Below are 20,934 nucleotides of genomic sequence, written 5' to 3' on the forward strand. Positions count from 1 at the left end.
GGCATATGCCCGGACGCGAACACCCGCCTGCGCGTACAGGCGGGTGCGCTGCCACGGAGGGAGGTCCGGGTCAGTCGAGCATCGCCTGACCGGCGACATAGGTCTGGGCAATGGCGCGGTCGTCGCCCATGATCTGCAGGATGAACAGTTCCTCGGCAAGCGTCTCGGCGCGCGCCATCCGCAGCGCCATGGCGGGCGTGGCGCGGCTGTCGAGCACCACCAGATCGGCATCGGTGCCGACATCGAGCGTGCCGATCCGGTCCTGCATCCCCAGGGCAATGGCATTGCCGCGCGTGACCCAGTGAAAGGCCGCGTAGGGGTGCAGTTTCTGGCCGCGAAGCTGCAGGATCTTGTAGCCCTCGTTCAGGGTCTGCAGCATGGAATAGCTGGTGCCGCCGCCGATATCGGTGGCGATGCCGCAGGTGACGCCGGCGGCGCGCAGCCCGGCCTCGTCGAACAGGCCCGATCCCAGGAACAGGTTCGAGGTGGGGCAGAACACCGCCCGGCTGCCGGTTTCGGCCATGCGGGCGATCTCGCGCTCTTCGAGGTGGATGGAATGGCCCAGCAGCAGCTTATCGGACAGAAGGCCATAGCTCTCGTAGATGTCCAGATAGTCGCGCGCCTGCGGATAGAGGCTTAGGGTAAAGGCGATCTCGTCGCGATTTTCGCTCAGATGGGTCTGGATATGGCAATCGGGATATTCCCGGACTAGCTGGCCGGTCATCTCCATCTGCTCGGGCGTCGAGGTGATCGCGAAGCGCGGCGTGATCGCGTAATTCTGACGGCCCTTGCCGTGCCATGTCTCGATCAGCCGCTTGCTGTCGTCATAGCCCCGCTGCGGTGTGTCGAGCACCGCTTCGGGCGCGTTGCGGTCCATCATCACCTTGCCGGCGACCATCGCCATGTTGCGGGCATGGGCGGCGGAAAACAGCGCCTCGGCCGATTGCGGATGCACCGAGCAGAAGGCGACCGCGGTGGTCGTGCCATGCGCCAGCAGCAGGTCGAGGAATTTTTCCGCCATGGCGGGGGCATGACCCTGATCGGCGAATCTGGCTTCTTCGGGGAAGGTATAGGTGTTGAGCCAGTCCAGAAGCTGCGCGCCCCAGCTGGCGATCACCTGCACCTGCGGGAAATGCAGATGCGTGTCGATGAAGCCGGGCATGATCAGATGCGGGCGGTGGTCGGTTTCCGGCAAATCCGGCGCGCGCAGCGCGGCATAGTCGCCGATGGCCGCGATCTTGCCGCCGTCGAGGATGATCGCGCCGTCCTCGTGATAGCTGTAGGCGTCGTCAGTGTCGTTGGGATCGGCGTGGAATGAGAGCGTGCGCCCCCGGATCAACTGTCGCATGGGTGCCGTTTCTTGCAGGATGTGGTCTGGGTAAGCCGGCCGATCAGTTCGGCGGCGGTGAAGGCGGCGATGACCTCGGGGCGCTTGTCACGCGAATAGGCGGCGCCGATCGGGCAGGTCAGGCGATCCGTGTCCAGTCCCTGCGCGCGGGCGAAGCGGCGGAACTGGACCAGTTTCGTATGGCTGCCGATCATGCCGATATAGGGGGCGTCCAGCCGGCGAAGCGCCTCGGCCACCAGCAGGAAATCCAGCGCATGGTCATGGGTCAGCACGACATAGGAACTGCCATAGGGGGCGTTGCGAATCTCCGCCTCGGGCAGGGGCGTCAGGCGGGTCTCGCCGCTGGCGCGGGCCAACTCGTCGCTGCGCTGGTCGATCAGCACCGGGCGCAGCGGCAACAGGGCCAGCGCGCGGGCCAGCGCCCGCCCGACATGGCCGGCCCCGAAGATCAGCACCTGCGGATGCTCGGGCGGCACCGGGGTCTGCTCGACCCGGGTCAAGGCAAGCTCGACCCGGCCGCCGCAGCACTGGCCGATCTCGGGCCCCAGCGGGATGTCCATATCGGCCGCGTCCTCGCCCAGTCGCAGCATCTGGCGGGCGCGGTCGATGGCCATGTATTCCAGCTGCCCGCCGCCGATCGTGCCGCTGAGTTCATCGGCCGTGACGAACATCGTGGCGCCGGTCTCGCGCGGCGACGAGCCGCGCGTTCGGGTGATGGTGACACGGATCATCACCGCAGCTTTTCAATGGCCATGAGCACGCGTTCCGGGGTTGCAGGCGCGTCGATTCGCGGATTCTCGCGATAGTCGTTGAACGAGGCCACGGCCATGTTCAGCGCCTGATACACCGAGATGCCCAGCATGAAGGGCGGCTCGCCCACGGCCTTGGACCGCTTGATCGTGTTCTCGCGGTTCACCGACCAGTCGGCCAGCTTGACGTTGAAGATCCTGGGCCGGTCCGAGGCCAGCGGGATCTTGTAGGTCGACGGCGCGTGGGTGCGCAGCCGGCCCTTGTCGTCCCACCAGAGTTCCTCGGAGGTCAGCCAGCCGGTGCCCTGGACAAAGGCGCCCTCAACCTGGCCCTTGTCGATCGCCGGGTTCAGCGACCGGCCGACATCGTGCAGCACATCGGAGCGCTCGATCACATATTCGCCGGTCAGCGTATCCACCGAGACCTCGGAACAGGCCGCGCCATAGGCAAAGTAATAGAACGGCCGGCCCTGTCCGGTATCCCGGTTCCAGTGGATCTTGGGCGTCTTGTAGAAGCCGGCGGCGGACAGCTGCACCCGCGCCAGATAGGCGGCCTGGATGAATTCCTCGAAGGGCATGGCCTTGGTGCCGATGCGCACCGTTTCACCGATGCTGACGGTTTCGGGCGGCACGCCATGGGCCTGGGCGGCATAGGCGGTCAGGCGTTTCACCAGTTGCCGGCAGCCGTCCAGCGCCGCCATGCCGTTCAGGTCCGATCCCGACGAGGCCGCCGTGGCCGAGGTGTTCGGGACCTTTTCCGTGGTCGTCTTGGTGATCTTGATGCGGTCGATATGGACGCCAAGCGCCTCGGCCGCGACCTGCGCCACCTTGGTGTTCAGCCCCTGGCCCATCTCGGTGCCGCCATGGTTCAGGTGAATCGAGCCATCGGCATAGATATGGATCAGCGAACCGGCCTGGTTATACGAGGTCTTGGTGAAGCTGATGCCGAACTTGACCGGCGTCAGCGCGATGCCCTTGCGGATCGCGTCGCCCCGTTCCCGGGCGCGGGCATTGTGATCCAGCACGGCCTGACGGCGGGCGTGGTAGTCGCTGCTGGCTTCCAGTTCCTCGAAGATGCGCGGCAGGATCTGGTCCTCGACCTCCTGGTGATAGGGGGTCAGCTGGCCGTTCCGGTACAGGTTCAGCTTGCGGATCTCCAGCGGATCGCGGCCAAGCGCATAGGCGATATCCTCGACCACGCGTTCGGCCATCACCACACCCTGCGGGCCGCCAAAGCCGCGAAACGCGGTGTTCGAGCAGGTGTTGGTCTTCAGCGGATGGCTGCGCAATTCGACCGCCGGGTAGTAATAGGCATTGTCGGCATGGAACAGCGCCCGGTCCGTCACCGGCCCCGACAGGTCCGAGGAAAAGCCGCAGCGGGCGTAGAAATCGGCATCGACCGCAAGGATCCGGCCGTCATCGTCATAGCCGAACCGATAGTCGATGACGAAGTCGTGGCGCTTGCCGGTAATGGCGAAATCGTCGTCGCGATCGGGACGCAGCTTGACCGCGCGGCGCAGGCGCTTGGCGGCAACCGCCGCGACGCAGGCAAACGGGTTCATCTGCGATTCCTTGCCGCCGAAACCGCCGCCCATGCGCCGCACGTTCACCACCACCGCGTTCGAGGGCACGCCAAGCACATGGGCCACCATGTGCTGGACCTCGGAAGGGTGCTGGGTCGAGACATTGATCGTGACCTCGTCATCCTCGCCGGGAATGGCAAAGGCGACCTGGCTTTCCAGGTAGAAATGCTCCTGTCCGCCGACGGTCAGCCGCCCCTCGATGCGGCGCGGGGCGCGCTCGAGCTCGGACATGTCGCCACGGGCGAGCTTCAGCGGCGTGACGACATAGGGCATGCCGGCATCGCGGGCCGAAATGGCGTCGAGGACGTGGGGCAGTTCCTCGTATTCGATCCGGGCCAATTGGCAGGCGCGGCGGGCCAGATCGCGGGTCTCGGCGATGACGGCAAAGATCGGCTGGCCGTGGAACTGGACCTCGGAGCTTGCCAGCAGCGGCTCGTCGTTCAGGCCGTTGGGGCAGATGTCGTTGACGCCCGGAATATCCTCGGCGGTCAGCACCAGATGCACGCCGGGGGCCTTGCGCACGGCCTCCAGATCGATGGATCTGATTCGACCATGGGCGACCGTGGACAGGCCCAGATAGGCATGCAGGGTTCCGGTCGGTTCGACGATATCATCGGTGTAATCGGCCTGGCCGGTGACATGCTTGATTGCGGAATCGTGAATGATCGGCGTATGCGCGGCGCCCTTGATGGTGACGTCCTGTTTCATTCTACCCTCCTCAGGCGGTGGTCGCCGCCGGATTGCTCGAGCCAGAAGCGGCGGAAGAAATTCGCGGCGAGTTGCTGACGATATTCGGCCGAAGCGCGCCAGTCGCTGAGCGGCTGAAAGTCGTTCGCCACGGCGCGGGCTGCGGCCTCGAAGGTTTCGGCGGCGAAGGGCTGGCCATTCAGCGCCGCCTCGGCATTGGCGGCGCGTTTCGGGGTCGCGGCCATGCCGCCAAAGGCCACGCGCGCGTCGATGATCGTGGTGCCGTCGGTTTCCACCCGGAAGGCGGCGGCCGAGGCGGTGATATCGGCGTGGTGGCGCTTGCTGACCTTGTAGGCGGCGATCCGCGCCTGGCCCTTCAGCGGCACGGTGATGCTTTCGACGAATTCATCGGGGCGGCGGTCCTGCTTGCCATAGGCGATAAAGTAATCCTCGACCGGCAGTTCGCGGGTGCCGCCGGTGCTGCGCAGGGTCATCGTGGCGCCAAGCGCGATCAGCAGGGGCGGCGTCTCGCCGATTGGCGAGCCATTGGCGACATTGCCGCCGATGGTGCCCGCGTTGCGGACCTGCCAGCCGCCGATGCGCTGCCAGTAATCCAGCGCCTCGGGGAAATGCTGCAGCACGAAGGGCTCGAACTCGCTATAGGTGACGCCGGCGCCGATGGTGATCTGGTCCCGGTCGAGCTCGATCTTCTTGAGGTCGCCCAGATGGCCGATGAATACGGCCGGCGATATGTTGCGCAGGAATTTCGTCACCCACAGCCCGACATCGGTGGCGCCGGCGACGATGGTCGCCTTTGGGTGTTCGGCCAGCACCTGCGCCAGATCGGCGGCATCGGCGGGCAGGATGGCACGGTCGTCGCCGCGCGCGACATCGACCCGGGTCTTGGGGATGGCGGCCAGCCAGGCGGTCACCCGCTCGCGCTCGACATTCAGCGCATCCATGTTCTGTCCGCCCGCCTCGCTGGCGGCAAAGGCGGCCTTAACGATCGGCTCATAACCGGTGCAGCGGCACAGATTGCCCTGCAGCGCGGTTTCGATCGCGCCGATATCGGGGCGCGGGTTCTGCATCCACAACCCGTACAGCGCCATGACGAAGCCGGGCGTGCAGAAACCGCACTGGCTGCCGTGATGTTCGACCATTGCGGCCTGCACCGGATGCAGGCCGCCATCGGCGCCACGCAGGTGCTCGACCGTGACCACATGGCAGCCATGGCACGAGGCCAGGAAGCGGATGCAGGCGTTGATCGGTTCATAATGCAGGCGACCGTCAAGCAGCCGGCCGATCAGCACCGTGCAGGCGCCGCAATCGCCTTCGGCGCAACCTTCCTTGGTGCCGGTCAGGCGGCGGTTCAGTCGCAGGAAATCCAGAAGAGTGTCGCGCGAACCCACCTCGGTCAGGTGAATCTCGGTCTCATTCAGCAGAAAGCTTAGTTCTTGGGCCATTCGCTCCTCGCTCGCATGGCTGGGTACAGAATAACCTAAACCCGAAAATTATTTTGCGAAATCATCGAATGGGCATAAGACTTTTCAGGATACGTTGAAAAATACCGGGGGGCTTTGTGCCATATCTTGAAAGTCTGCGGGTCTTCGTGCGCGTGGTCGAACTGGGCTCGATCACCTCGGGCGGGCGCGACCTGCGCATGTCTCCGGCCGTCGCCTCGAACCGGATCAAGGAGCTTGAGACGCGCTTTGGCGTGCGGCTGCTGAACCGGACCACCCGCAAGCTGGTCCCGACCGAGGTGGGGCGGGCCTTTTACGAGAATGCGCGCCGCGTGATCGAGACGCTGAACGAGGCCGAGGCCGTCGTTTCGGGTTTTTCCGGCAGCCCGCACGGTGCCTTGCGGATTACCGCACCGCTGGGTCTGGGGCGGCGGCTGATCGCGCCGCTGGTGCCGAAATTCTGCGACGAATATCCGGGGGTCGAACTGCGGCTGCGGCTGTCGGATCGCAATGTCGACATCATCGCCGACGGGATCGACCTGGCACTGTTTCTGGGCGAGCCGCAGGACTCGGCGTTGAAATGGCGGCGGATCGCGGAATGCCGCCGCGCGCTCGTCGCGACGCCCGGCTATCTGGCCGAACACGGCCATCCCAAGCGTCTGGAGGATCTGTCCGAGCATAACTGCCTGCTGCTGCGCTATCCGCGCAGCCCGGAATATTACTGGGTCGTGGACACGCCAGACGGGCCGCAGAAACTGCTGGTCAACGGCAAATACGATGCCGATGACGGCGATGTGCTGACCGATTGGGCGCTGGACGGCAGGGGCATCGTCAACCGCCCGCGTTATGAGGTGGCCGAGCATCTGGCCTCGGGCAAGCTGGTCGAGGTGCTGCCCGATACGCCGCCGGTGCCGTCGCAATTCGGCGCGCTGACCCCGCACCGGCGCCTGCAGGACCCCAAGGTGCGGCTGTTCGCGGAATATATCGCGCGCGAGGTGCGCGGGATCTTTGTCTGAGCCGTCAGGCCCGGACCCATTCCATGATATGCAGATAGGGCACCCGGCGATAGCGCGCGACCTCGTCGGGATTGCCGCCCCGGGGCCGGGGTTCGTCGAAATGGGTCAGCCGCAGCCCGCATTCCAGCAGCGCCTGCATATAGGCAGAGAGCGGCCGGTGCCAGTTGCGGATCAGCATGCCGCGCCAGCTGACCCATTCCGCGCGCGCATCCAGATAATTGTCGATCAGGTAGCCGCTGGCGGCCTGACCCTCGGCGTTCCAGCGCCCGGCGGTGCAGAACGAGTTGAGATTCGCGATCAGCAGGCTGCCGCCGGGACGCAGCACGCGGGTCATCTCGGCGATGGCGGTCCGGAAATCGTCGATATCGATCAGCGAGAGGTAGCTGACGACCAGATCGAAGCTGGCGGTATCGAGGGGCAGGGATTCGGCGCGGGCCTCGATATAGCGCCCTTCGGGATGGCGCTGGCGGGCCACATCCAGAAGCCGCCTCGTGGGGTCGATGCCGGTGGTTGCAAGGCCTTCGGCGGCAAGCATGCGGCTGAAGCGCCCCTCGCCGCAGCCGACATCCAGGGCGTGGCGGAAATGCTTGCGGCGGACGCGTTCCAGCATCGGCGCATCAAGGACATGGCGGCGCGCGAAATCGCCCTTGTCGCCCATATCGGCAATCCAGGCCTCGGCGGAATCGTCCCAGCCGTTACCCTGATCCATCGTCCGTTCCCCCAAAGCGCCTGTCCGGATCAGGGCTAGCCGATCCGGCGGCCAAGGGAAACTGCCTAGTTCATCGCGAATGTCTTGGGCAGGGCGCGATACCAGTCGATGATCGCCTGGCGTTCCTGCGGCTCCATGAAGCTGACATTCGCGGGCGGCATGGCATCGGTCACGCCGGCCTGCAGAAAGATCTCGCGCGCGGCGCGGGTGATGTCGTCGGGCGTCTCCAGCAGCACGCCCTTGGGCGCGGTCGCGATGCCCTCATAGCCCGGCTCGCGCGCATGGCACATCGAGCAGCGGCCCAGGACGGCGTTATAGGCGTCGTCCCAGCCGGGCGTGTCGAGCATGGCCTGCTGGGTCGGCGTCAGCACGCGGGCCTCGGACTCCTCGACCGTCTGGCGCAGCATCGGCGCGGTCGAGACCCACATGACGATGATGAACAGCAGCACCGTCACCGCCCATGTCCACCACAGGTTGCGGCCGGTGGCATGCATGGTGTTGAAGAAGTGCCGGATGGTCACGCCCATCAGGAAGATCAGCCCCGCGATCACCCAGTTGTAATCATTGGCAAAGGCCAGCGGGTAATGGTTCGACAGCATCAGGAAGACGACCGGCAGCGTCAGGTAGTTGTTATGGGTCGAGCGCAGCTTGGCGATCTTGCCGTATTTCGGATCCGCCGGGCGCCCGGCCTTGAGATCGGCCACCACGATGCGCTGGTTGGGCATGATGATGAAGAACACGTTGGCCGTCATGATGGTCGCGGTAAAGGCGCCCAGATGCAGCATCACCGCGCGGCCGGTGAATACCTGATTGTAGCCCCAGCCCATCACGATCAGCAGGATGAACAGCAGCAGCATCAGCAGCGTCGGCGTTTCGCCCAGTTTCGACTTGCACAGGTTGGTATAGACCAGCCAGCCGATCGACAGCGAACCGGCCGAGATCAGGATCGCCTGCCAGGGGGCGAGGTCCATCTTGGCGGGGTCGATCAGGAACAGCTCCGAGCCGACCCAATAGGTGACCATCAGAAGCGCCGCCCCCGAGATCCAGGTCATGTAGCTTTCCCATTTGAACCAGATCAGGTGTTCGGGCATGCGTTCGGGCGCCACCAGATATTTCTGAATATGGTAGAAGCCGCCGCCATGGACCTGCCATTCCTCGCCATGCGCGCCTTTCGGCAGTCCAGGCACTTTTCGCAGACCGAGATCGAGGGCAACGAAATAGAAGGACGAGCCGATCCAGCAGATGGCTGTGATGACGTGCGTCCAGCGGATGGCAAAGGCGAGCCAATCCCAGATGACGGCGAAATCGGACATACTTGGACTCCTAATCTAGCTGGAGAAATTCTAGCGCGGCGGGCGGGTCAGGACTATTCACGGGATTGCCCTTGCTGTGTTAAAGATTCGTTGAAAGTCTTTTCACTCGGGCAGGGCGCGCGACAGCTGTTTCGATCCGCTCCCGGGAAGGTTGGGGCTTTGCCCCGCCCGCCGCCGGGGCGGCGGACTCCCCAGGATATTTGGGTGAAGAAGAAAGCGGCGCTCAACTGCCGCGATAGGTCGAATAGCCATAGGGGGAGATGAGCAGCGGCACATGGTAGTGGTCCTCTTCGGACATGCCGAAGCGCAGCGGCACCGTGTCGAGGAAGCGCGGGCTGGCGGCCTCGTGCCCCTGGGCGTCGAGCCAGGCGCCGACATGAAAGAGCAGCTCGTATTCGCCGGTTTCGAACCGGGATTCCGGCAGGATATGCGTGTCGGTGCGGCCGTCATGATTGGTGACCGTCTCCGCGATCAGGCGGCGCTCGCCATCGAGGCGAAAGAGCTCGATCTTCATGCCCTGGGCGGGGCTGCCATTGGCGGTGTCGAGAACATGGGTGGTGAGATAGCCGGGCATGCGGGCTCCTTGTCTGGTCAATCGTCAGGCCGGGACCGGCGCGACGCTCCTGTCGGCGAACAGGCGGGTGTTCTGGAAAAGCGGCCGGCCAGCGGGCGCCGGAGGGCCGGCGGTGATGGCGGGGATCAGCCCGCCATCGACCGGGATATGTCCGCCCCTGGCCGCGCGGCGCCGCTCGTCGCCGGGAAGGGCAGAGCGGGACGCGCGGATCGGCGGGCGGGTCATCAATGCGCCTCGGCGGCCTGCGCGGCCTCGCGCAGTTCGTCTTCGGTCGCATGCGGCGCGCCGTTGAAGAACCAGTTCAGCAGCAGGGCCGAGATCGCCGCCAGCAGGATGCCGGAATGCAGCAGCGTATAAAGCGATTTCGGCAGCCACTGGTTGTAGTCGGGCGCGACCACCGGGATCATGCCGAGGCCAAGGGAGACCGCGACGATGAACAGGTTGTGCTTGTTGCCCTTGAAGTCCACTGTCGCGAGGATGCGGATGCCGGTGGCGGCGACCATGCCGAACATCACCAGCCCGGCGCCGCCCAGCACGGTGGTGGGCAGGCTTTCGATCAGCGCGCCCATCTTGGGCACCAGCCCCAGCACGATCATGATGCAGCCGCCAGTCACGCAGACAAAGCGCGAGCGCACCCCGGTCACGCCGACCAGGCCCACGTTTTGCGAAAACGAGCTATAGGGGAACGTGTTGAAAAGCCCGCCGATCAGCGTACCCAGCCCGTCCACGCGCAGCCCCGCGCTGAGCGCGCCGGGGGTCAGCTTGCGGCCGCAAAGCTCGCTCAGCGCCAGAAACATGCCGGTGGATTCGATCATCACCACGAACATCACCAGCAGCATCGTCAGGATCATCACCGGGTCGAAGATCGGAGCGCCGAAATGCAGCGGCAGGATCGGCGCGAACCATGCCGCCTCGCCGATATTGCCGAAATGCATCATGCCCATGAGGGCGGCCAGGATGCCGCCGACGATAATGCCGATCAGCACCGCGGTATTGGCAAAGAACCCCTTGGCATAGCGCGCGATCAGCAGGATCGTGGTCAGCACGACGACGCCGATGACGATCCGCGACAGCGAGGCATATTCCGGGTTCAGGACCGTGGGCATCAGCCTGACACCTTCGGGCACGCCCCCGGCCGCGACGGCCGACTCAAGCCAGGCCTGCTGCGCGGGATCGACCAGTTTCGGCGCGGTCGGCCCGACCGGCAGACCGAAGAGCCAGTTGATCCCCACGGGCATCAGGCTGACCCCGATCACCAGGATGATCGTGCCCGTCACCACGCTGGGGAAAAAGCGCAGCAGCCGGCTGACCAGCGGCGCCAGAAGGATGGAAATGAAGCCCGCCGCCATGATCGCGCCGAACAGCATGCGGGCGCCTTCCTGGCCCGGATTGGTGGTGGCGATGGCCACCATCGGTCCGACGGCGGCGAAGGTCACGCCCATCATCACCGGCAGCCTGACGCCGAACCAGGGCGTCACGCCCAGCGACTGGATGACCGAAACCAGGCCGCAGACGAAAAGATCGGCCGAGATCAGGAAGGCCACGTCCTGGGGTTCGAGTTGCAGCGCTCGGCCGACGATCAGCGGCACGGCGATGGCGCCGGCATACATCACCAGAACGTGCTGGAAGCCGAGCGCAAGCAGCCGGGGGGCGGCAATACGCTCCTCGACCGGATCGAAAGCGCCCGGTTCCTCGGTAAGTGTTTCTGTTGGTTGCATCCGTCCTTATCCTCCCTGATTCGGGACGGGAGTGGCTAGGTCAGATTTCGACCCGCTGCGCCACCCCTTTCTGTTTTGCCAATTCGACCACGGCGGCCGCGACCGCGAGGTCCTGCAGCCCGACGCCGGTGCCGTCGAAGATCGTCACCTCGTCGCCCTCGCGGCCCGGGTTGTCGCCGGTGACCACGGCCCCCAGCTCTCCGATCGCGTCCTGCTGGACCAGATTCCCGGCAATGACGTGCTGGTACTCGCCGATGCTGACCGATTGCGCGATCTCGTCGGTGAACAGCCTGGCGCGCGCGACCAGCGCCGGGTCCAGTTCCTGCTTGCCCTTGGTGTCGGTCCCCATGGCGGCGATATGGGTCGGGCCCTTGACATGCCCGTCCATGAGCAGCGGCGCAAAGGACGATGTGATCGCGATGATCACATCGGCCTCGGCGCCCAGCCGGTCCAGTTCCACGGCCTCGAAGGGCAGGCCCAGCTCGGCCGCGGTATCGGCCAGCCGGCCCAGCATTTCGGGATGCGGGTTCCATCCGAGTACGCGCTCGAACTTGTTGACCCTTGCTGCCGCCTTCATCTGGAACACCGACTGGTGGCCGGCGCCGATCATGCCCAGCACGCTGGCGCCCTTGGGCGCCAGATGCTTGATCGACACGGCGCTGGCCGCGGCCGTGCGCAGCGCGGTCAGCAGATTGCCGCCCACCGCCGCCGCGACGCGGCCGGTATCGGGATCGAACAGGAACACCGTCGACTGGTGGTTGATGATCCCGTGCTTCTGGTTGTTCGGCCAGTAGCCGCCCGCCTTCAGCCCCAGGGTCAGGGCCGCCGCGTCGAACCCGCCCTTGAAGCCGTAAAGCGCGTCTTCATAACCGATGGCCTCGCGCACGACGGGAAAGTTATAGGCCTTCCGCCGGGCCATCGAGGCGAAGACCGACTCGATGGCGTCGAAGGCCGCCTCGGGCGTCATCAGCCCGGCGATTTCCTTTTCAGGGACGACCCACATCAGTAGGCCTTTCCGCGGGCGGAAACCGGCCAGACCGTCTCGACCTTGCCATTGCGAACGCCGACATACCAGTCGTGCACGTTGCAGGTCGGGTCGCAATGGCCGGGCACCAGACGCAGCTTTTCGTTGACCTTGAGCACGCCGTCATTGTCCTCGACCACGCCATGTTCGTCGCTGCACTTGATGTATTTCACATCGTCGCGGCCATAGATGAAGGGCAGGCCGCTATCGACCGACTGCGCCTTGAGACCGGCATCGACCACCGCCAGATGCGGCTTGGCATGGCTCATGACCGAGGTCAGGATGAACAGCGCGTTTTCCCATTCGCCCTTGTCGATGCGCTTGCCGTCCTTGTCATGGATGCGGCCGTAATCGGCATCCATGAAGGCGTAGCTGCCGCATTGCAATTCGTTGTAAACGCCCGAATTGCTTTCGAAATAATAGGACCCAGTGCCGCCGCCCGAGACGAATTCCGGCTTCAGCCCCACGGCTTCCAGCGCGTCCACCGCCTCTTTCACCTGGGCGATGGCGGCGTCCAGCTTGGCCTTGCGGTCGTCATAGCTGTCCATGTGCTGCATGGCGCCCTGATAGGCCTGAATGCCCTTGAAGCTGAGGTTCGGCGCGGCATCGGCGGCCTTGGCGATTTCCACCACGGCTTCTGCGGTCTTGACGCCGCAGCGCCCGGCGCCGCAGTCTATCTCGACAAAGATGCCCAGTTCGGTGCCATGCTTCTGCGCGGCGGCCGACAGATCGGCGATATTGGCCACGTCATCGACGCAGACGGTGACGGTCGCGCCGGTTTTCGGCAGGCGGGCAAGGCGGTCGATCTTGGCCAGATCGCGCACCTCGTTGGTGACCAGAACGTCCTTGATGCCGCCACGGGCGAACACCTCGGCCTCGGAGACCTTCTGACAGCAGACGCCGACCGAACCGCCCAAGCTTTCCTGCAGCTTCTGCACATCGACCGATTTGTGCATCTTGCCATGGCTGCGGTGGCGCATGCCATGGGCCTTGGCGTAATCGCCCATCTTCTTGATGTTGCGCTCCAGCGCGTCCAGATCGAGGATCAGGCAGGGCGTCTGGATGTCTTTCTCGTCCATGCCGGGCAGGGCGGGAATGTCATAGCCGACTTCGTAGCCGGAGAAATCCGTTTTCGCGTTCATCGCAATCTCCTCAGTTCCAGGGCAGCTTGTCGAGATCGACATTGCCGCCGGTGATGATGACGCCGACCCGCTTGCCGGCGAAAATCTCGGGGTTTTTCAGGATCGTGGCCAGCGGCACGGCGCTGGAGGGTTCCAGCACCACGCGCAGATGCTTCCAGCCCAGTTTCATCGCGTCGATGATTTCCTGCTCGGACGCGGTCAGGATATCCGAGACATGGTTCTTGACGAAATGCCAGGTCAGATCCTTCAGCGGCACCAGCAGCCCGTCGGCGATGGTCTTGGGCGCATCGTCGGCGATGATATGACCGGCCTTGAAGCTGCGATAGGCGTCGTCGGCCTGTTCGGGCTCGGCCGCGATCACCCTGGTTTCCGGCGCCAGCGTCGACAGCGTCAGGCAGGTGCCCGAGATCATGCCGCCGCCGCCGATCGGCGCCACCACGATATCCAGCCCGTCGGTCTGCTCGACGAGCTCTCTGGAGCAGGTCCCTTGCCCCGCGATCACGCGCGGATCGTTATAGGGATGGACGAAATCGCCGCCGGTCTGCGCCTGTACCTTGGCAAAGGTCTCCTCGCGCGACGAGGTGGAGGGCTCGCATTCGGTGATCACCCCGCCATAGCGGCGCACGGTGTCCTTCTTGGCCTGCGGCGCGGTGCGCGGCATGACGACGTTGCAGGGAATGCCTCGCAGCATCGCTGCGTAGCTGAGGCAGGAGGCATGGTTGCCCGAGGAATGCGTGGCAACCCCCTTGGCGGCCTGTGCCTCGTCCAGGCCGAAGACCGCATTGGTGGCGCCGCGGACCTTGAAGGCCCCCGGCTCCTGAAAGTTTTCGCATTTGAAGAACAGCTGTGCGCCGGTCAGCTCGTTCAGGTAATCCGAGCTGCGGACCGGCGTGCGCCGGATATGCGGTTTGATCCGCTCATGCGCATCCAGCATGTCCTGATAGCTGGGAATATACATCGCCTCGTCCTTCATCACGCGGCTTTTTTCTGCGCGGCTGCGGCGGTCTGGCGGTAATGTTCCTGCGCCGCGGCGACGCCCGAGCCCAGCTTGATCGGCAGGCCCAGATCGGCCATGACCATTTCCGCAACCGAGATGCCAGACAGCGCCATGGCGTCGGTCAGGCTGCCCAGATGGCCGATGCGGAACACCTTGCCGGCGACCTCGCCCAGGCCGGTGCCGAAGGCCATGTCATAGGTCTCCAGCGCGTGGCTGACGATGCGGTTGGCATCGAACCCTTCGGGCACGCGGATTGCGCTGACGCTGTCGGAATACAGCTCGGGCCGGACGGCGCAGAGCTTGAGGCCCCATGCGCCGACCGCCGCGCGCACGCCGCTGGCAATGCGGTTGTGGCGGGCAAAGACGTTCTCCAGCCCCTCGGACAGCAGGCGCTCGCAGGACAGGTTCAGCCCGTTGATCAACCCGACCGGCGGCGTATAGGGATAGCCGTTGCGGGCATAGCCGGTGGCCATGTCGCGGATGTCGAAGAAGGTGCGCGGCAGGCGCGCGGTCTCGACCGCCTCCATGGCCTTGGGCGAAAAGCCGACGATGGCCAGGCCCGGCGGCAGCATGAAGCCCTTCTGGCTGCCGGTGACGGCGATGTCGACGCCCCATTCGTCCATGCGGAAATCCATCGAGCCGATCGAGCTCACGCCATCGACGAACAGCAGGGCAGGGTGTTTGGCGGCATCCAGCGCGCGGCGGACGGCGGCGATGTCGGATTTGACGCCGGTCGCGGTCTCGTTATGCGTGGCGAGGACGACGCGGATCTCGTGACCCTTGTCGGCGGTCAGGATTTCCTCGAAACGGTCGGCGGGGACGCCTTCGCCCCAGGGCGTCTCGACGAAGGTGACGTCAAGCGCGTGGCGCTGGCACATGTCGATCCAGCGATGGCTGAACATGCCGTTGCGCGCGGCCAGAACCTTGTCGCCGGGCGACAGGGTGTTGGTGATCGCGGTTTCCCAGCCGCCGGTGCCGGTCGAAGGGAAGACAAAGACCTGTGCCTGCGTGCTTTTCAGGACTTTTTTCACGCCCTCAAGCGCCGGATGCAGCATGCGGCCGAAGACCGGCGACCGGTGGTCGATGGTCGGCATGTCGACGGCTTTGCGCATTTCTTCGGGGATGTTGGTCGGGCCGGGGATGAATATGGGATTCTGACTTGTCATAGCTTTACCTCCGCTCTTGTGGATCAGATTACTGGGCGTCGTCCAGAGGCGCAATTTTTCTGAAAAACATTTCGCAACTGCGGAAAAATAAGGTATTTTCATTGTGAATCAGTGGCATGCTCTTTTTCACAATGCCAAAGCGATTTTCAACGAAAACGAAACTCAATCGAAAGGTTTTATTGAATGTCGTCCGAACCACGAAAAAGGGGCCGCCCCAGGGGCCGGGCATCGGGCAGCGGCGATTCCGGTGGCGTCCGGGCGCTGGACCGGGCGCTGGACGTTCTGGACGCGATCGCCGGGGCCAGCGGCCTCACCCTGACCGAGATCGCGCAGCGGCTGGCACTGGCGCCCTCGACGGTGCATCGCGTGCTGGTCACGCTGGAAGGGCGCGGCGTGGCGGAAATCGACGAGGTGACGCAGACCTGGCATGTCGGCCCGACCGCCTTTCGCCACGGTTCGGCCTTCATGCGCCGCACCGGCCTGGTCGAGCGGGCGCGGCCGGTGCTGCGCCGGCTGATGGAGGCCACCGGCGAGACGGCGAATCTGGGCATCCTGAACGGCGAGGCGGTCCTGTTCCTGAGCCAGGCCGAAACGCATGAGACGATCCGCGCCTTCTTTCCGCCCGGCACCCGTTCGCCGCTGCATGCCTCGGGCATCGGCAAGGCGCTTCTGGCGCATAAGCCCCGACGCGAGGTCGAGATGGTGCTGGATGAAATGGTGCTTGAGCGGTTCACGCCGATGACGCTCTGCGACCGGCAGGCGCTGCTGGACGATCTTGGGACGATCCGCTTGCGCGGCTATTCGCTGGACAATGAGGAACGCACACCCGGCATGCGCTGCATTGCCGCGCCGATCTTCGATCCGGTGGGCGAGGCGGCGGCGGGCATCTCGGTCTCCGGGCCGGTGCTGCGGATGACCGATGCCCGCCTGCCCGCGATCAGCGAGGCGGTGCTGCGGGCGGCCCGCGAACTGTCCTTTGGCACGGCGGCGGGCGGCGATCATCCGGTGCGCGAATCGGACCATGCCTGATTCGCCGCCACAGGTAAGGCTGAAATTCGTTAAATTGATCAGCAAAACCGGGCCGAAACCGGGCCGGGTTGCAGGATTCACATATCTTTCACGGCCGATCCGCTAGCTTCGATCCAGGCAACCCGTCGACGCATGACGATATGGCGTCTGTCGGAGATCTCTGCCCCGGAGTCTGGATCATGGAAGATGTCATCGGCCAGTTCGAATTCGGCAGCGCAACCGGGTTCACGCCTTTCGGCTGGCAGCTTCCGAATCTGGTCGAACTGCCCGAAGACCCGGCCGGGATATCGGCGGACCAGCCGCGGCGCGGCCAGGTCTATGGCGCCTGCAGCATCGAGGCCTATCGCGCGGCAGGCGCGCTTTATGGCGCGCATCGCGATGCCGGCGGTTTCCTGCAGCATGTGGACAGCTATGTGACGCCGGATTTCTGGCGGCGCGACGCGGGGGTCAAATCCTGGATCTATGACAGCGGCGCGGGCGAGGGTGCCGCCGCGCGCAACATGGATACGGTGCGCGTCTTTTATCACGCGGGCCACGGGCGGATCGACCCGACGGGCGTGTTTCACCTGCCGATGGGGGCGCTGTGGTCGGGGACCGATGCCAGCCTGACCTCGGAACAGATGTCGCTGGGCGCGCGCAATCTGCGTTACCTGTTCTGGTCGGCGAGCGATTCCCTTTGCGTTGCCGATGGCCACAGCCCGATGCGCAGCTGGGCGCGCGCCAATGCCGGGTTGCGCATGATGTTCGGCTTTGGATCGAGCAGCTGGGACGCGGGCGATTACGGCGCGAATTTCTGGCGCCACTGGCAGATGGGAAAACCCCTTTCGCAATCCTGGCTGGACGGGGCCACGGATGTGTCCCATGACCAGATGCCCGTGGTCAGCGCCTGCGGCGCCAGCTGTGACGAGGCGACCGAAACCCTGTTCGGCGAGCGCTATTTCCGCGACCATCGCGCGCGCGGAGAATGGTGGGCCTGGCGCTGGCATGAGCCGCTGAAAACGCAGCAGCGCGAACCCGTTCTGGCCGCGCCGCCGGCGGAATTCCAGGTCGCGCGGCTGGTGCCGGCGGCCAATGACATGGCCCTGGCCGACAGCGTGGTGGCGGCCCTCGACCTGGCGCCGCTCGAGACGGTGCCCGACGGCATGGGGCGCATGGCGACGACGCGCGGGAATATCCGGCTGCAGCGCCGGGCTGACGGCCGTATCCTGCTGGAACTGCATCCGGGCTGGCCGCCCGGCAGCAGCCGCAGCCGCGTGCCGCTGCAACGCCGCGCCATCGTCAACCGCGCCCGCAGCGCCCTGCGCCGCAACGGCTTTGCGCTGCAGGAACCTGATCTGCTTTTCGACCGTATCGCGCTGGCCAAATCCGCCGCCGCGAGCCTCTATATGATGGGCGAACCCGTACCCGAGACGCTTGACGAGATCATCGTGCAGTTCCGCCAGTCGATCGGCGGCATCCCGATCCTGACGCCGGGAACCGGCTTGCTGCGCCTTGCCATGCGGCCCGACGGGACGGTGCTGCGGATCGAGGCCGCCTTGCGGCGCGTGGCCGAACTCGGACCGGCCTGTGCCTGTCACTACGGCGATCCCGACGATGTGCCGCCGCCGGCTGCTGGCCAGGTTTTCGCGGCCCCGGATTTCTCGGGGATCGACCATGTCCTGGCGCGGCGTTCGGCGCGGCTGATGCGCGATCTGGCGGCGCGCGGCGCGGCGCCGCTGGCCGTGAGCGTTCTGCCCGGCACGACCGAGATCGGCTACGGCATCCGCAGCAATACCGCGCGGCTGGTCGCGCGACAGGGGATCGAGATCGAATGTGCGCGCGGGTTTCGCAAGAGATGCTGGATTCAGTCCGACCTGGGCGACTGATCCGGTGGCCCGGAGGCGGAGGCAGACGCTTCCGGGCGCTTTGTAGGGGTAAATGGTTCTTTGGGTGTAACGAGTATTTTGTTCGAGTGCCTGAATGAGGTGGGGATGGCGGAATTCACCCGGACGGAATTGATCCGCAAGATTGCCACGACCGGGCGGCTGCAACTTGCAGGTACCGACCTGGCGGGGTTGGACCTGTCCAACCTGACCCTGGTCGGTGCCGATTTTTCCTATGCCGATCTGACCGGAGCCGATCTTTCAGGTGCCCAGCTTTCCGGGGCCAGCCTGTGGTCGTGCCGTGCCGCGGGGGCGCGCTTTTCAGGCGCCAATCTGACCGGGGCGAGCCTTGGCCTTGCCGACCTGACCGGGGCGGATATGCGCGAGGCGCTGCTGGAGCGGGCCGATCTGACCGGCGCGCGGCTGAACGGCGCCGATCTGACCGATGCCCGGCTAAGGGGGGCGTGGCTTGATGCCATGCAGCGCGCATTGGCCATAGGGGCACCGCCGTTGCGCTATCCCGCGCGCAGCGGGCCGGGGGTGCGCGTGGTCGATGAGGACCATCTGGCCGAGCCCGTGGCATTGCGCTGCGGCGACCGGCTGGAGATTCATTTCAGCGGCTCGCGCGACGCGGCGGATGCACGCGTGGCGCAGCACGGCGCCGATGGGGCGGCGATACTTGCGCCGGTCGATCCCGCAGGTCCGGCCCGCGGCCCGTTCCATGTCCTTGCCTTCGAGGCGGTTGTCGCGGGCCGCGCGCAGCTTGTGATCGAGCATCGCGATGGCCGCGATCCCGAAACGCTTGAGGTGCTGGTGACGCCATGAGCGCAGTGCTAGAGCCCCGATTTCGTCACCCCCAGCAGGCCCGCCATGCGCAGGGTCGCGGCTGGGTAGTCGGGCGATGCCATCAGCTCCAGCGTGAAATCGGGCTCGACCTTGCGCAGGTGGTGCAGGGCGTCGGCGGCGCCGGCCTCGTCGCCGCGATGATAGCGCAGCGCGGCCAGAACCCGCAGCGACGGCCTGTTGTCGGGGGCAAAGGCAAAGGCGGCCGCCGCCGAGTTCTCGGCATCGCCAAGGCGGCCCAGCCGGATCTGGATGACCGAGCGGCGCATCAGCCAGCAGGCGGGGCCGATCTCGGCCAGGGCGCTGCGGAAACCGCGCTCGTTCACCTCGAAGGCTTCGGTGACGCGCCCGACCTCTGCCAGGGCCTGAGACAAGGCGTGGTTGGCCAGTTCGTTATCCGGGTCGATCCGGTAGGCGGCGCGGGCCATCTCCAGCGCGCCGACGGCATCGCGCCGCCAGGAGGCCGTCAACGAGGCGACCGCGATCACCGACGGGTTGTTGGGGGCCATCTGCCGGGCGCGGGTCGAGAATTCGACCGCCTCGTCCGAACACAGCTGCGGGTCGTCGGCCAGCCGCTCGAACAGCAGCGTATTGCGCAGATAGGATCGCAGCGCCAGCGCGACGGCGGCCTGCGGACCCGTGACGATTCCGGCCAGGACGCGGTCCGCGGCCAGCAGGCGGTCCTTGGAATAGCTGAACACGTCCCACATCGGGAAGGTGGTCCAGTTCGGCGAAGCGGTGCGGCGTGCCCGGTCCAGAAGCGCCACGGCGATCTGCGCGACGGCGTGGCGCATGGTCGTGGTTTCATCCTCGCCGCGGATGGTGAAACGGCGCGTCCAGTCGCGCCGGCCGCTGGCGATATCGCGCATCACCACCATCAGCGAGCAATCGTCGCCGGTCGAATAGCAGATCGTCCCGATCCGCGTGCCGGCAACCGCGTTCGGGGCGGCCGCGTCGTCGGCCAGCGTCGCCGGGATCATCTCGCAGGCACGTGCGGCCGCCTCGTTCATCACCATCTCGCCAATGACATGGGCGCGCATGTCGTTGCTCTCGATCGGTTCCAGCGCGACGGTGTAGGCCGTCTGGTGATGCAGGTCGGCGGCGGGCGTGCCGGCAGGGGCGCCCATGTCCGGGCGCTGCAATATGGTGGGGCCGTCATTCTCGGGCGTCAGGCGCAGCCGCATATTGCGCAGCCAGTCCTCGAATTCGGGGTCGGGAATGTCGATATCGGCGGCGAATTCGATCGGTGCGCCGCCGGCGTCATAGACAGGGGTCAGATCGATGTGCAGCCTTTCGGGGTCCAACCCGATCCAGCCGGCGCCACTGATCAGGATCTGCTTTTCGTCGCCCATGGCCAGGCGCAGTTCGCGCAGCATCTGGCGCAGGCTGTCAGAGCCCTGCCGCTTGCCGCGATCGCTCCACAACAGGTCCTGCAGCCTGGTCCGGCTCAGCCGCTGGTCGGGTGCGGTCGCCAGCAGCGCAAGCGCCCCGCGCGCCTTCTGGCTGCGCGGGGTCAGATCGCTTCCATCGGCGCCAAGCAGTCGTACGGACCCCATCAGGCTAAGTGTCGCAGGCATGACGATTCGCTAGAATCCTACCGTTGTGATTTGAATATTAACACTTCTTAACCGTCTGTAACGGAAACAACCAATACGGAGGCTCGCAGAAAGTGCCACTGAACAATTCACAAAACTCGCAAAACTCGCAGAATTCG

18 protein-coding genes are annotated in these 20,934 nt (G+C 65.5%); 4 read left to right on the forward strand and 14 right to left on the reverse strand.

Going from position 1 to position 20,934, the window contains the following annotated elements; all coding sequences use genetic code 11:
- Positions 1 to 70 precede the first annotated feature (70 nt).
- From guaD to xdhA, 4 genes are read right to left on the reverse strand one after another with little or no spacing between them, the layout of a single operon-like run.
- The gene (gene guaD / locus IT41_RS11660; RefSeq protein ID WP_036741476.1) at positions 71 to 1,348 is read right to left on the reverse strand and encodes a guanine deaminase; all 1,278 of its coding nucleotides are present in this window, start codon (positions 1,346 to 1,348) and stop codon (positions 71 to 73) included.
- Complete coding sequence (gene xdhC / locus IT41_RS11665) at positions 1,336 to 2,079, reverse strand: xanthine dehydrogenase accessory protein XdhC (RefSeq protein WP_036741478.1); 744 nt, start codon at positions 2,077 to 2,079, stop codon at positions 1,336 to 1,338. The genes guaD and xdhC overlap by 13 nt, the downstream gene beginning before the upstream one ends.
- Positions 2,079 to 4,388: a xanthine dehydrogenase molybdopterin binding subunit gene (gene xdhB, locus IT41_RS11670; protein ID WP_036741480.1), complete on the reverse strand. Its 2,310-nt coding sequence runs from the start codon at positions 4,386 to 4,388 to the stop codon at positions 2,079 to 2,081. Before xdhB ends, xdhC begins: the two co-directional genes overlap by 1 nt.
- On the reverse strand, positions 4,385 to 5,830 hold the full coding sequence (gene xdhA / locus IT41_RS11675) for a xanthine dehydrogenase small subunit (protein WP_036741482.1): 1,446 nt from the start codon (positions 5,828 to 5,830) through the stop codon (positions 4,385 to 4,387). The genes xdhB and xdhA overlap by 4 nt, the downstream gene beginning before the upstream one ends.
- Positions 5,831 to 5,946: 116 nt before the next feature.
- Between xdhA and IT41_RS11680 the strand changes: the two genes are divergently transcribed.
- Positions 5,947 to 6,843, forward strand: coding sequence for a LysR family transcriptional regulator (locus IT41_RS11680; protein ID WP_036741484.1), 897 nt, complete (start codon positions 5,947 to 5,949; stop codon positions 6,841 to 6,843).
- A 4-nt stretch (positions 6,844 to 6,847) separates the two neighbouring features.
- Here IT41_RS11680 and IT41_RS11685 read toward each other — a convergent pair whose 3' ends face one another.
- From IT41_RS11685 to bhcA, 9 genes are all read right to left on the reverse strand, one after another.
- Positions 6,848 to 7,552 carry a class I SAM-dependent methyltransferase gene (locus IT41_RS11685; protein WP_036741486.1) on the reverse strand — a complete coding sequence of 235 codons (705 nt, stop codon included), beginning with the start codon at positions 7,550 to 7,552 and terminating at the stop codon, positions 6,848 to 6,850.
- Positions 7,553 to 7,617: 65 nt separating this feature from the next.
- The gene (locus tag IT41_RS11690) at positions 7,618 to 8,865 is read right to left on the reverse strand and encodes a urate hydroxylase PuuD (protein ID WP_036741488.1); all 1,248 of its coding nucleotides are present in this window, start codon (positions 8,863 to 8,865) and stop codon (positions 7,618 to 7,620) included.
- Between the two features lie 223 nt (positions 8,866 to 9,088).
- Positions 9,089 to 9,439, reverse strand: coding sequence for a hydroxyisourate hydrolase (uraH, locus tag IT41_RS11695; protein WP_036741490.1), 351 nt, complete (start codon positions 9,437 to 9,439; stop codon positions 9,089 to 9,091).
- A gap of 24 nt (positions 9,440 to 9,463) precedes the next feature.
- On the reverse strand, positions 9,464 to 9,664 hold the full coding sequence (locus IT41_RS11700) for a hypothetical protein (RefSeq protein ID WP_036741491.1): 201 nt from the start codon (positions 9,662 to 9,664) through the stop codon (positions 9,464 to 9,466).
- Positions 9,664 to 11,157 carry a nucleobase:cation symporter-2 family protein gene (locus tag IT41_RS11705; RefSeq protein WP_036741493.1) on the reverse strand — a complete coding sequence of 498 codons (1,494 nt, stop codon included), beginning with the start codon at positions 11,155 to 11,157 and terminating at the stop codon, positions 9,664 to 9,666. The genes IT41_RS11700 and IT41_RS11705 overlap by 1 nt, the downstream gene beginning before the upstream one ends.
- 40 nt (positions 11,158 to 11,197) lie before the next feature.
- The gene (gene bhcD, locus IT41_RS11710) at positions 11,198 to 12,160 is read right to left on the reverse strand and encodes an iminosuccinate reductase BhcD (RefSeq protein ID WP_036741495.1); all 963 of its coding nucleotides are present in this window, start codon (positions 12,158 to 12,160) and stop codon (positions 11,198 to 11,200) included.
- Complete coding sequence (bhcC, locus tag IT41_RS11715; RefSeq protein ID WP_036741497.1) at positions 12,160 to 13,323, reverse strand: 3-hydroxy-D-aspartate aldolase BhcC; 1,164 nt, start codon at positions 13,321 to 13,323, stop codon at positions 12,160 to 12,162. The genes bhcD and bhcC overlap by 1 nt, the downstream gene beginning before the upstream one ends.
- A 10-nt stretch (positions 13,324 to 13,333) precedes the next feature.
- Positions 13,334 to 14,296 (reverse strand): beta-hydroxyaspartate dehydratase BhcB, encoded by a 963-nt coding sequence (bhcB, locus tag IT41_RS11720; protein WP_036741499.1) that lies wholly within the window; start codon positions 14,294 to 14,296, stop codon positions 13,334 to 13,336.
- Positions 14,296 to 15,486, reverse strand: a complete 1,191-nt coding sequence (gene bhcA / locus IT41_RS11725) for an L-aspartate--glyoxylate aminotransferase BhcA (RefSeq protein WP_036741500.1) — start codon at positions 15,484 to 15,486, stop codon at positions 14,296 to 14,298. The genes bhcB and bhcA overlap by 1 nt, the downstream gene beginning before the upstream one ends.
- 183 nt (positions 15,487 to 15,669) lie before the next feature.
- On the opposite strand from bhcA, the gene bhcR reads away from it, so the two are divergent.
- From bhcR to IT41_RS11740, 3 genes are all read left to right on the forward strand, one after another.
- Positions 15,670 to 16,515: an HTH-type transcriptional regulator BhcR gene (gene bhcR / locus IT41_RS11730; RefSeq protein ID WP_036741501.1), complete on the forward strand. Its 846-nt coding sequence runs from the start codon at positions 15,670 to 15,672 to the stop codon at positions 16,513 to 16,515.
- A gap of 179 nt (positions 16,516 to 16,694) precedes the next feature.
- Positions 16,695 to 18,380, forward strand: coding sequence for a DUF6345 domain-containing protein (locus IT41_RS11735; protein WP_052081464.1), 1,686 nt, complete (start codon positions 16,695 to 16,697; stop codon positions 18,378 to 18,380).
- Positions 18,381 to 18,485: 105 nt separating this feature from the next.
- Positions 18,486 to 19,202, forward strand: coding sequence for a pentapeptide repeat-containing protein (locus IT41_RS11740; RefSeq protein WP_036741503.1), 717 nt, complete (start codon positions 18,486 to 18,488; stop codon positions 19,200 to 19,202).
- A gap of 8 nt (positions 19,203 to 19,210) precedes the next feature.
- On the opposite strand, the gene IT41_RS11745 is transcribed toward IT41_RS11740, so the two are convergent.
- Positions 19,211 to 20,797: an SARP family transcriptional regulator gene (locus IT41_RS11745; RefSeq protein WP_036741505.1), complete on the reverse strand. Its 1,587-nt coding sequence runs from the start codon at positions 20,795 to 20,797 to the stop codon at positions 19,211 to 19,213.
- Positions 20,798 to 20,934: the final 137 nt, after the last annotated feature.

Source organism: Paracoccus halophilus, from assembly GCF_000763905.1.
Classification (GTDB): Bacteria; Pseudomonadota; Alphaproteobacteria; order Rhodobacterales; family Rhodobacteraceae; genus Paracoccus; species Paracoccus halophilus.